Annotated in this window: 8 protein-coding genes; 1 reads left to right on the top strand and 7 read right to left on the bottom strand. The window is 38.0% G+C overall.

The features are described from left to right. Window positions 1-16 precede the first annotated feature (16 nt). The gene (locus AC58DT_RS08645) at window positions 17-1,969 is read right to left on the bottom strand and encodes a T9SS type A sorting domain-containing protein (RefSeq protein ID WP_497216474.1); all 1,953 of its coding nucleotides are present in this window, start codon (window positions 1,967-1,969) and stop codon (window positions 17-19) included. 93 nt (window positions 1,970-2,062) lie between these two features. Further along, window positions 2,063-3,700, bottom strand: coding sequence for an ABC-F family ATP-binding cassette domain-containing protein (locus tag AC58DT_RS08650; RefSeq protein ID WP_497216475.1), 1,638 nt, complete (start codon window positions 3,698-3,700; stop codon window positions 2,063-2,065). A gap of 231 nt (window positions 3,701-3,931) precedes the next feature. On the opposite strand from AC58DT_RS08650, the gene AC58DT_RS08655 reads away from it, so the two are divergent. Continuing rightward, window positions 3,932-4,240, top strand: coding sequence for an STAS domain-containing protein (locus tag AC58DT_RS08655; protein ID WP_497216476.1), 309 nt, complete (start codon window positions 3,932-3,934; stop codon window positions 4,238-4,240). 670 nt (window positions 4,241-4,910) lie between these two features. Here AC58DT_RS08655 and AC58DT_RS08660 read toward each other — a convergent pair. The 5 genes from AC58DT_RS08660 to AC58DT_RS08680 form a co-directional block, all read right to left on the bottom strand. After that, window positions 4,911-7,313, bottom strand: a complete 2,403-nt coding sequence (locus tag AC58DT_RS08660) for a TonB-dependent receptor (RefSeq protein ID WP_497216477.1) — start codon at window positions 7,311-7,313, stop codon at window positions 4,911-4,913. Between the two features lie 96 nt (window positions 7,314-7,409). Continuing rightward, on the bottom strand, window positions 7,410-7,949 hold the full coding sequence (locus AC58DT_RS08665; protein ID WP_497216478.1) for a hypothetical protein: 540 nt from the start codon (window positions 7,947-7,949) through the stop codon (window positions 7,410-7,412). A gap of 154 nt (window positions 7,950-8,103) precedes the next feature. Next, a complete protein-coding gene (locus AC58DT_RS08670) occupies window positions 8,104-9,501 on the bottom strand; it encodes a T9SS type A sorting domain-containing protein (RefSeq protein ID WP_497216479.1) in 1,398 nt (465 codons plus the stop codon). A gap of 111 nt (window positions 9,502-9,612) precedes the next feature. Further along, complete coding sequence (locus tag AC58DT_RS08675) at window positions 9,613-10,503, bottom strand: DUF808 domain-containing protein (protein WP_497216480.1); 891 nt, start codon at window positions 10,501-10,503, stop codon at window positions 9,613-9,615. A gap of 256 nt (window positions 10,504-10,759) precedes the next feature. Beyond that, on the bottom strand, window positions 10,760-12,541 hold the full coding sequence (locus AC58DT_RS08680) for a T9SS type A sorting domain-containing protein (protein WP_497216481.1): 1,782 nt from the start codon (window positions 12,539-12,541) through the stop codon (window positions 10,760-10,762). Between the last annotated feature and the right edge of the window lie 122 nt (window positions 12,542-12,663).

The raw sequence follows: 12,663 nt of genomic DNA on the forward strand, positions 1-12,663 counted from the left end.
TAAAGCAGGGTGGAAATTATTCCACTATAACCTTTTTAACTCCAATATTTCCTTTTACATCTTCTACTTTTACAAAGTACAATCCTGTTTTCAAAATTGAAATATTTAATTCGGAAGAATTCTTTATAGATAAAACCAACTGACCTAATTTATTAAACACCTCAACATTTTGAATAGCGAAATTTGAAGAGATTTTAAAAATTCCTGAAGTGGGATTAGGATATAAAGAAAACTCAGGAACTGACTCAAAGGAATCAGTGGATAAAACAGCTCTTCCAAGGGCTACTTGACAGTTTTGCTGTTTAATTAAAACACCGTAATCTTCGTAATCCGTTCCAGAAGTGATTTCAATAAAATTTTCTGTAGCATTGGCAATCGGCTCATCCAAATAAAACCATTTATAAACGAAAAGTGGGTTGTATGTTGCTGTAAGAATTGGATCATCAAAAGTCAATTCAGCTGTGTCCAATTCAGAAATGTTAACAATTACTTCTTTTGGCCAACTGGTAATATTATTTACAGTTTGGGTTACATATAATTTTAAAGATTCATCGGTTTGAAAAGAATATGAACTACCTTGAGAAATTAAGTTATTCAGTTCGGGATCACTATACCATTTTATATTGCTTCCTGTAGCGTTCAATGTGATATTAATACCTAATTCACAAACTGTATGCATTCTTTCAATTTGGGGACGGGGTGTTTTTTTGTAGGTTGAAGAAAAGGTATTTAATTGCGCTACACCAAGTGTACTAGTGGGCGATAATAGATTCTCATCGATAAAAGTTTCAGAATTATTATAACCTACGTAATAAGCAAAGCCTTGATTATCTATGTCCAAAGCATTAGTACTACAGCTACCATCCATTATTGAAAATTCCTTTCGCCACAAATGGCTTCCGTCCGAATCATACTCTTCCAAATAAACAGCACCATCATCGTAATAGGAATACGCACCAGTTAAATACAAATTTCCCGCATAATTTACCTTAATATCCGTGGTAGTTCCTCTTTCACCAGCAGTTGTAAAAGCTCCCTTAGCCCAGATTACATTTCCTTCTACATCATATTTTGCCATATATGGTTTTGGATTTTGGCAACAAATACCTGGGATTAAAATACCATCGAACGTTATATCCCCAAAAAAAGATCCGCTTAAGTAAAGATGCCCATCTGAAGTTAATGCTATTTGTGGATTATCATTAGTTCTACCATCAGAAGAATTTATCCAAATAAAATTTCCATTAGTATCCATTTTACCCCATAAGGCATCTTGGCCCCAGCTTCCATTGTGTTCCAGCACAAAATTATCCAATACGAGAGTTTCAATATTAAAAACCCCAACAAAATAAATATTCCCTAATCTATCAACATTAATATCGGTAATGTGTACAGCATCAGAGCTATTAAACGGAATATCACGAATCCATACTACTTCACCCTCATAATTTAATTTCGCCATAAAAAAATTCCAACCAGCACCTCCTGAAACATAAACGTTATCAAACTGATCCAAAGCAATTGAAAGCCCGTAACCGTATTGTTCTCCATTAAAATCATTATGCCAAATTTCATTTCCATCTGGGTCAAATTTTGTAACATAAATCCTTTCGTCAAAATTCCCTGTCAGGTATATATTCTCATCATCATCTATTAAAACAGTAACATTATCTCCATAACACCAATCCGTCTCAAACGTTTTTATCCATAAAACTTCTTTATTGGCATTTATCTTAGTTAGATATAAATCTGCAAAATAATCATCAGGAGTATATATCGAGAAATTGCCTAAACTTAGGTTTTCCTGAAAATATCCTGCTACCACCATATTTCCCTGTGTATCTACAGCCATATCAACCGCCATGTATCTTTGATCGTCACCCGTAGCTTTAATGGCCCAACTCCAATCTTGTGAGTATGAATTATAACAAATCGAAAAAATGGTAAGAATAAGTAATGCTTTTTTCATAGAACAAATTTTAAAACTAAGTATTAAATTGGCCGTAAATATTACTATTATTTTTAACTATTCAAAAAAGTTTTTGGGTAACATTTTAAAACATTAAGCCTTCAAATCAATCTCCTTCAAATTCTCTATTCTATTTCTCTGAAGGAAATCGTCGATGGTTTCAAAATGCTCAATTACGCGCTTATCCTTAAATTCGAAAACTTTTTCTGAAAGTCCCTGTAGAAAATCGCGGTCGTGGGAAACCAAAATCAACGTGCCGTCAAACTGAAGCAACGCTTCTTTTAAAACATCTTTCGATTTTAAATCCAAATGGTTCGTAGGCTCATCGAGAATGAGAACGTTTACGGGTTCCAGCAATAGTTTCACCATTGCCAAACGCGTTTTTTCACCTCCGGAAAGCAGCCCCACCTTTTTATCGATATCATCACCGCTGAACATAAAGCGACCGAGAATATTTTTTATTTGGGTTCGGATTTCGCCTTTGGCCACCTCATCCACCGTTTGAAAAACGGTGAGTTCCTTATCCAAAAGCGCGGCTTGGTTTTGTGCAAAATAGCCCACCTTGGCATTGTGGCCCAAGGCGCAGGTTCCCTCAAAATCAATTTCGCCCATAATAGCTTTGATCATAGTGGATTTCCCTTCGCCATTTCTACCCACAAAACTCACTTTTTGACCACGGGCAATACTCATACTTGCATCCTTAAAAACTACATGATCTCCATATTTTTTAGTCATTCCCTCTACAAGTACAGGATAATCCCCACTGCGCTGGGCAGGCGGAAAACGAAGTGCCAAAGCCGAAGTATCTATTTCGTCAATTTCAATAATTTGAAGTTTTTCAAGCATCCGCTCGCGGCTATTCACTTGATTGGTTTTGGAGTAAGTACCCTTAAAACGCTCTATAAACTGTTGCGTCTCTGCAATAAATTTTTGTTGCTCCTCGTAAGCTTTTATTTGGTGCGCCCTTCTATCGGCACGCAGCTGTAAGTAGTGGCTATAATTTGCTTTATAATCGTAAATGCGCCCCATTGTAACTTCAATAGTGCGGTTGGTAATGTTATCTATAAATTTTCTGTCGTGAGAAATAACGATAACCGCTTTTGCTTTGTTCAGCAAAAAATCCTCAAGCCAGATTACCGATTCTATATCTACGTGGTTGGTAGGCTCATCAAGCAAAATAAGATCGGGCTTTTGAAGCAAGAGTTTTGCCAGTTCAATACGCATACGCCATCCGCCACTAAATTCTGAAGTGGGACGGTGCAGATCGCTGCGCTTAAAACCTAAGCCCCGAAGCGCTTTTTCTACTTCGGCTTCGTAATTTATTTCTTCCAAAGCATAATATTTTTCACCCAATTCAGCCACTTTGGTAATGATGTTCATATACGCATCGCTCTCGTAATCGGTACGGGTTTCCAGCTCTTTGTTCAAGCTGTCCATTTCGTCCCGCATTTCAAAAATCTGTTTAAAGGCTTTGGACGCTTCCTCAAAAACGGTACAACTGTCATCGGTCAATAAATGTTGCGGCAAATATGCAATTACCGCATCTTTTGGGGCGCGGACGTTTCCACGGGTGGGTTTTTGCACCCCGGCAATAATCTTCATCATTGTGCTTTTTCCCGCACCGTTTTTCCCCATCAGTGCTATCTTATCGTTTTCGTTCACTACAAAAGAAACATCGCTGAAAAGTGTTTCTCCGCTAAACTCAACTGCTAAACCATCTATTGAAATCATATCAAAATTTTGAGGTTGCAAAACTATTAAAAAGAAGTGGATTACTATTACTTATAATCATTTGGTTACATAGAAGAAAAAAATGCATCAGGTAGCTATCTTCGCACATCATTCACACCTCCCAATTAAAAATCATTTTGTAAATTCACACATCAAAATTTCTGCCCTAAATCGCAATCGCCCTTAAATTCCTACGCAAACCTATGTGATCATTAATTTTAATCACTTGGCATGATATTGCATAGTTTTTTAACCAACCGTTTTTTAAGCTTGGAAGGCAGATTATACAGCGGCAACCTCTCTGAAGTACAATTTAAAATTGAAGCCGCATTGGACAAAACCCAGTCGTTGATCATTGATTTGGATTCTCTGGAAAGATTTGACGAAGCAGGGGCCTACATGCTGTATATTGCCTCGGAAAAGGCACGGGAGAACGATAAGGAAATTATTCTGTTCTGCAAAAAAAACCAAATTGTAAAACGTGTTTTTAATTTTGTAGGCATCCAGTATTCCAGCAATTTACCAATACCTAGTTTTTAGGGCATTTTTATTTGCTTTTCATACTATAATTGGATATGTTTACCCAACAATCAAAAACTTTCGTTATGCTTGGTTTTTATTCATTTAGTAAGAGCAATTGTAACCTGAACAAGTTGCGGAAATCTTTGGTTGCACTTCTTAAACCGAAAATCATCTTCCCGAATTAAGGCGCACCCGCGAGTGTGCCGTTACGGTTTCCTTTTTTACGCAAAATAACCCATCCATTAAAAGTATCAGCACTGCTGGTAAAACCGACTCGCTATATATCCTTTTTAGAAAAGGAAGTCGGGATGTTATAATTTCAAAACTTTAAAAATTTATATCATGGCAAAGGGAAGAAACCTTAGAGCCTCCAATAAAGATGCTAAGGCATTGAAACAGGAGAAAATATTGAAAAAACTGGAAGAAAAAAAGATGAAGAAACGCAAATCGCGCGTTTAGGTTTTTTTTAATAGTTGGTTTGATGATTGAGAAAGGTCGGGATCAGTGTCAAAATTTACCCGGCCTTTTTCTTTTAGGTGAATCATAAAAAGTCAAAAACCCGCACTGTTATGGTGCGGGTTTTCTCAAATTAATTGGGGAGAAATAAGCCATAAGGCTCAATCCAAATATATAAAAAATGTGAATACAAACCCACATATATTTTTGTCCCCAACCTTGGTAAATTAAACTAAAAATGTGCCGTAATTGAAAGAATAAAATTTCTTCCAGCTCCCGAAATTCCAGAGCTATAGGGTCTATAACGCTGATCGGTAAGATTTTCAATTCCGCCGCTTACATCAAAGGTGTCCGTTAACTTATAAAGGGCCTTAAAGTTAAGGGTGTACCAAGCGGGTGCATACGGATCTCCATTTTCATCAAGCGCATAGATTTCCGTCTTCTCCTTTTCTCCTTCGGGTAGCTTGTCAAAATCATATTTCCCTTGATAGTTCACGTTCAATTCCATACGCAACTTATTCGCTTTATAATTTAAGCGCGAAACACCGAAAAATGGTGAGGCGTGGCGCGAAGTACTAATATCTCCATTGTCCAATTCCTCTTCACCCTTCTGAAAGTTTACATCTGTTGAAAAGCCAAAACCCTTGGGCAATTTCACCTCCACGCCTGCCTGCACACCATATACATGTGCCACGGCTGCATTTTGAATAGCTTGCACTTGGCTCAATTCACCTTGATAGAGTATGCTGTCCTGCCCATTTAGTTTAAAATCCCTGCGCACCAAGGCATCTTTCAGTGACGTGTAATACCCAGTAACATCTACTTTTATAATGTCATCAAAAACCTTTGCAATTCCTAAGTCTGCATTGTAGGCATATTCAGGCTTCAAATCTGGATTGGGAACAACAACGCTACCAGGTTCCGAATCAAAAACTTTTCCCACATCATCTACATTTGGTGCTCTAAACGCGCTTCCCAAGTTGGCACTTATCACCCACGAATCGTCCGGACGATATACTCCGCCAATGCTTCCGGTAAGCGCGCCGTTCTTCAAATTGGCTTCCGTGAAGGGAATTGGATAAAAGTTAGTATCAAATTCAGAGTCCAGCAACACGTAGTTGTAACGCGCGCCAGCACTTAATGTGAAATTATCGGCTACTTTAAACTCGTCGGTTACATACACAGCCATGGACTGCCAGGTGGATTTTGGATACCGAGCCGGTCCCGTCACGGAAACTTCTGTTGAAATATCTGTTACTTCTCCATTGGAAGTTACATCGTTCAGCACATATTCCACTCCATAAAAAAGGGTATTCTTTTCTCCCGTACCCTTTATAAAATCCAGGTTTGCAGAGTAAGCCCCCACTTCTTCACTTTGTGTATTGCGTTCATTACTGTTAAACGATCGGTCTATCCTGCTCTCCTCAAACCACTGGTGCGCCAAGCGAAGGCTCAATTGGTCAAAAACCGAATTGTTTGCGGAATGGTTTACACTTAAATTGTTCATCATCCAAATCTGCGGGCCATAATCCCATTCGGCATAACGGGCCGTACCATTGCGAACGCGCATATGCCTGTCATATCTTCCGTAAGGTGAAGTTTCCGAAAAATGGAACCCATATTGAAAATCCCATCGGTCATTTGGTTGAAAACGTATTTTCTGCATCATATTTATCTGCGAATAGGCCGAGGGAATCTGCAATAGCTTATCATCCTGCGCAATTACCACATCGGTACTGTCCTGTCTTTGCACATAATAATCCTTTATGTAATCTTTGGGCCCGTGGCTTCCTTGGCGTAAATGGTCATAATCCCACGAAGTGATGCTGGTTACAAATGCCCAATTCTTGAACCCCAGATTCACATCAAAATGTCCTGTTTTTTCATTGTTGGCAGAAGAATAGCGCACATTGGCTTTCCCCGTAACCAAAGGCAAATCGGTTAATGAAAACCGTGGTGTCAAGGTTTGAAAACTCATTACCCCACCAATGGCGTCGCTGCCGTAAATTACTGATCCCGGACCAAAAAGCACTTCCGTGCCCTCAATGGCAAAAGGATCTAGGTTGATTACATTTTGAAGGTTTCCGGAACGGAAAATAGCCGTATTCATCCTAACCCCATCAACCGAATACAACAAACGGCTTGTTGCAAAACCGCGAATCATGGGACTTCCCCCACCCTGCTGACTCTTCTGTACAAATACTTTCCCAGAAATACTCAATAGATCGGCTGCGGTTTGTGGGTTTTGAAGGGCCACATCCTTTGCGGAAATGGAAATAATCTTTGAGGGAACATCATCACTGCTCTGCCTCCATCGAGACCCGGAGATAACTACCTCGTCAAGATTTAAGTTTGAAATTTCAAGCGAAAGCGAGAACCCCTCTGCCTCCAGCTCGCTATAACTCTTTACAACCGTTTTATAGCCAAGACTGCGTATTTCAACCTTTTCGGCATTCTTAAATGCTGAAATATCAGCCTTGCCTTTGGCATTTGTGGTAACATATAATTTTGAATTTGCGCTAAGGGTAACTAACTCCACCGGTTCGTTGTTCTGCGCATCAGTTATGGTAATGGTTTGGCCGTAGGCAGTTCCCACAATAGCCAACAATAACCATAGCATGTATAGTCTTTTCATTTTATAATTGATTTGTTTAATTGTTAAGGTGTCAATAAATAACACAATAAGATACACTTTCAATATATTGAAAGCTACTGATTAAAATCTAGGACACTAACTATACTGTGGAGGTGGTGTGGGAGGACTTAAACGTATCGTACTAAAATTGTCCTCATATACTATGGTCTGATAAATTTCAACTAAGTCTTCTGGGACAGTGGCCTGCCACTCAAAAAGCGTTGAACAGAAAAAAGATTGGAAATAATTGGTTAGTTGCTTTTGGGTTCTTTGCTTGTCCTTGTCTTTATCAAACGTCTGGGCAACCAGTTCTTGCAACTTTTTATTAAGGGCAGTTTCCTCGTGGTCCCACCAGCATCTGTAGTAAATGGTATCTCCTTTTATTTCTTTTGAAACCACATCATACATTTGCCCCTCATATTCAAATTCCTTGGAATGTTCCCACCGCAGTTGTTTCTCTGCCTCTTCTTTTGAAAATTTCAGAAGTACCAATTCATTTTGGTCTATTCCTGCAACCATTTTCCATTTAATTTCCCGTTTCAGCGCAGCTTTCTCAAAATGAAGATAGAGAAACATAGTCGCCACTGGAGCGAACAATATAAACAGAAATGCTATGGCAAAAAGTCTTTGTTTCAACCTAAGGAATTATTTCGTATTCAAATGTCGCAAAATTGAAAGTATTTGCGCAATCATTTCTTACATTTTATTGTTCATTTAAGTCTAAATAAATACAATAAAAAAACCACCCGTAAGTAACGGATGGTTTTTCTATCTTATTCAATATAATAGCTTACTGAACGCTCAACTGCTTAACCGCTGTACCTTCGGCAGTAGTAATTTTCACTAAATATATACCATTAGCCAGTGAAGAAACATCAAAGTTATTGCTGCTAGTTTCCATTAGCTTTTGACCAGCTACACTGTAAACCACAATATTTTCAACAGTGGTATTGATGGTTACTGTTGATTTTGCTGGATTGGGATACAATGTAATTTGCGAAAGAGCAATATCATTCACACCCAAAAATGGTTCGACCACGACGTCAAAATTGCAGCCCGCAGTGTTTCCGGCATCGTCTGTGGCTTCAATGATTACATTGGTAGTACCTACTCCCACCATCGTTCCCGCAGCTGGAATCTGTAGTGTTGTAAAAGTAGTAGCACAGTTGTCGGTAATTGTAACCAAACCATTGGCAACGTAATCTGGAATTTCATACATATCATTGGAATCTGCCATTACGGTTTGTGTTGGAGGACAAACAACTTCTGGAGTTTCTGCATCAACAACAGTAATTGTAAACGTACAAGTACTGGAGTTACCTGCAGCATCTGTAGCTGTAAATTCTATAGTCGTAACTCCCACAGGAAACTCTGAACCACTAGCAAGGCCTGCAGTTTGAACCACAACCGGGTTAGGGTCTGTGTCATCAGTGGCAGTTGCAGGATCAAAAGTTACAATAGCACCACAAACACCAGCATCGTTGTCTTGTTCAATAACCGCAGGACAAGTAATTACTGGAGCAGTAGTATCAGTTCCAGTTCCGGTAATCACAAATGTGTCAACAGCAAAGTCCTCATCACCGGAATCCACAGAAACGGTCAAACGTAGGTCAAGCACAGCACCAGTTCCAGTTATAGTCTTTGTAAATACTTGTGCGGCATCGGTCAACAACGCTCCGTCTCCCTCGCCATCAAAATCGGTATCTTCTCTAAAATTTCCGTTGGCAGTTCCACCACCACCGGTAAAGTCAGCTCCTTCAAACCAGATAAGGTTTTGGTAGCCCCCGCCGTCAATTTGATAATCTATACGGATGAAGTCTAAATCATCAATGTCTCCAGGAGTATCGAAAAATTCAGCAAATTCACCGCTAAACATCAAATCCGTTAGTCCATCTATATCAAGTCCTGTCCAATCAATTATTATAGGTAAGGCAGCACCTTCCCCATCTAAATCCATTCCTGTTAAAAAACCATCTGTAAAACCAGTGTAAGCCTTAAGCTGTGTCGGAACTGGTTCCCCGTTAAAATCCTCAACCACGGCAAGTCCGAAAAAATCTCCAGCGCCATCAGAAAAGAAAGGTGTTGAGGTAACAAAGCCACTATTATCGTCAAAGGTTTCGTTTAAAACCTGAGCAGATGAAACAGTAGCAATAAGTAAAGCAAAAAATAATGTGTAAAATTTATTCATAATAATTTTTATAGGTTAATACTTTTTCGGCGGCAAATATAGTATTGTATTTGTAGGAAATAAAATGATATTAATCAATTTATCGCTACCGAATAGTTAAGAAATTAATTGCTAAGCAGATGCTTTTCTTCCTTTTACCATGCGCCAGAGTTTTTGGAAGACAACTACAACCCCTAAACAGATAAAACCTACAACCAGCCCCACGGCAAATTCCAAAAGAAAGGATGGCCATGAAGGTAAAAAATGATGGAAGAAATCTACATTGTGTACAAAAATGCCGCCCGAAACCAAGATTAAGGCAATAGTACCAATAACACTTAGGCTTTTAATAACTTTTGGAAGTGCTTGTACTAAAAAATTTCCAAGCCTACGTGAAAAACTAGTTTCTGTCTTACTGCGTTTTATCAATTTAAAACCTGCTTCATCCATACGCACAATAAGTGCTACAATGCCGTAAACACCTACGGTGGCCAGTATAGCAATAACGCTCACTACCATAATTTGGGTACCAATGGGTTCTTCCACAACAGTGCCCAGGGCTATAATCACAATTTCTAGCGACAGGATAAAATCGGTTACAATTGCTGATTTTACACGTTCCTTTTCAATGGCTAAAATTTCACTCTCGGTAAGGCCTTCTTCTACAAACGACTCGTTTGCGTGGGCGTGGGGAAAAAAGAACTCATATATTTTCTCAGCCCCTTCATATGCCAAATACAAACCCCCTAAAATTAAGATGATAGTCACCGCCCACGGTAAAAAAGCGCTTAATAAAAATGCAATGGGTAGAATAATCAATTTATTGAGAAAAGAACCTTTGGTAATCGCCCAGAGTACAGGAATTTCCCGGGAAGAGGCAAATCCGGATGCCTTTTCGGCATTCACCGCCAAGTCATCCCCCAATATACCCGCTGTCTTTTTGGCCGCCACTTTACTCATCATCGCCACATCATCCAACAGCGCAGCTATATCATCCAATATTGCAAAAATCCCTGATGCCATAAAATCGTATTATTTATTAAAATTGAAGGTGCAATTTAATTGATTTTAAAAAAAACTCATTACTATTTTAAATAAATGAACAAAAGCCTACTTCTGCTAAAAAAAACACTCTTATTTTAAAAGTAAATTTTACAAGCGGAAGGAACTCATACTATACAGAAATTTACATAAAACGCGCTCCCCACCCTGAAAGGGAGGGGAGCGCGAAGGGCGGGGTGGGTAGACACAACACTAATCCCCGCCAAACAATTGTCCATTATTTAATAACAACCCGCAAAACCCCACTCTCACTCCCAACAACAACCCTCACAAAATAATTTCCCGCGCTAAGCCCAGATATATCCATTTGTTCATGGGTACTGTTCCCCTTAGAAGTAAGCAACATTTGCCCAAGAACATTCATAATTTCTATTGAAGAAATAGAACTTTCAGCTTGAATATTAAGAATACCATCTGAAGGGTTTGGATAGAGATTGACATCAAGAGATTCAAAATTATTCACTGCAAGTAAGCAATCCTCAATAAATGTAGCCGTGGATGAAACGTTTGTGAAATTACTTATTGCAAAATTCACGTTATCCACACAAACAAATTCAAGATTTGGATTGTTAGAAAGATTAAGCCCAGAATCAATCAATTCGCCATTATAACAATTAGCATTGATTAATTCAATATTGTTCCCATTCTTAATATTTACATAGTGCAGCCAATCAATATCATTACCTTCTACAGCACACAACGATGGATTATTGCTCAAATCCATTGCATATATATTTGTGTTAGAAAAATCTATCCCTTGTAAATTAGGGTTTGCTGCTACATCCAATGAAGTTAATGGATTATTATTAACTCCCAGAACACGTAAAACGGGATTTTGCGAAAGATCAATGATTGAAATTTGATTATTCCTTATATAAAGTTGTTCAATAAGCGGATTATTAGTTACGTCTATTTCGCTTAAATTATTATCGTTTAAAATTAAAAAAGAAATCAATGGGTTTTGTGATAAGTCTAGATTGGATAAATTCATATTATCACAACGCACGCTATTCAATTCAGGGTTATTAGTAAAATCTACAGAAGAAACATGGTTGTTTGATCCATAAAATTGCCGAAGCTTTACACTTTGAGTTACATCTATTTGTGTTATCTGGTTGTTAGTAAAATTAAAAAGTTCCATATTCACGTTTTGTGAAAGGTCTAATGAAGTCAGTAAATTATCGTCGCAAATCAAATATCTTATTTGAGGATTATTTGTTACATCCAACGAACTTATTGAATTCTCTTTACATGTTAAATATCCTAAATTGGGATTATTTGAAACATCCAAAGAAGTCAATAAATTGTTACTACATTTAATATCAAACAGGACCGGGTTCGTCGAGAAATCCAAATTTGGGATACTATTGTTACTGCAATTAAACCACAATAAACCTGGACTTTGAGAAAGATCTATGCTAGTAAAAAGATTATTTTGAATATCTAACTGCCGCAATCCTGGTTGGTTTGAAATATCCAGTTCAGTAATATTATTTTCATAGCACTGTATTGAGGTCAATTCATGATTATTTGTAACATCCAGTTCTGTAAGTTCATTATAGGCACACTCTATATGGTCCAATTCGGTAAGAAGCGAAATATCAAGACTAGTCAATTCATTAGCTGTTAAAGATAAATCAACCAAAAAAAGATTATGTGAAAGATCTATGCTAGTAAGACGATTGGAATTTAGATCCAAATTCTGCAATAAGATATTATTTGAAAGATCTACTTCATCTATTTGATTGAAATAGCACACAAGGGTCTGCAAATTCACAAAAGCTTCAATACCTGTTATGTCCTGTATTGATTTGGCAGTTACATCTATCTCATAGGTCATCATCGCCTCACTAACCTGTATCTCCCCGTCTCCATTAGTATCAATAACAGGGATATGGTTTAGCAACGCATTCTTAAAATTGGCATCGGGTATATTTACTATCTGCGCACTGGCAAAAAAAGAGGTAAGTAAGGTTACGGTGAGTAGTAGGTGTTTCATAAAAAAAATTGGGTTAAGGCTTAACTATAAAAACAAGAACTACAGACCCTTGTTTCAAGGGCACAATTTATACACACACAAGCAAATAAAAAAATAAATTAAAAAAAATGATTCCCCGCCTT

The sequence above is a fragment of the Aequorivita sp. CRS11 genome (assembly GCF_059693805.1).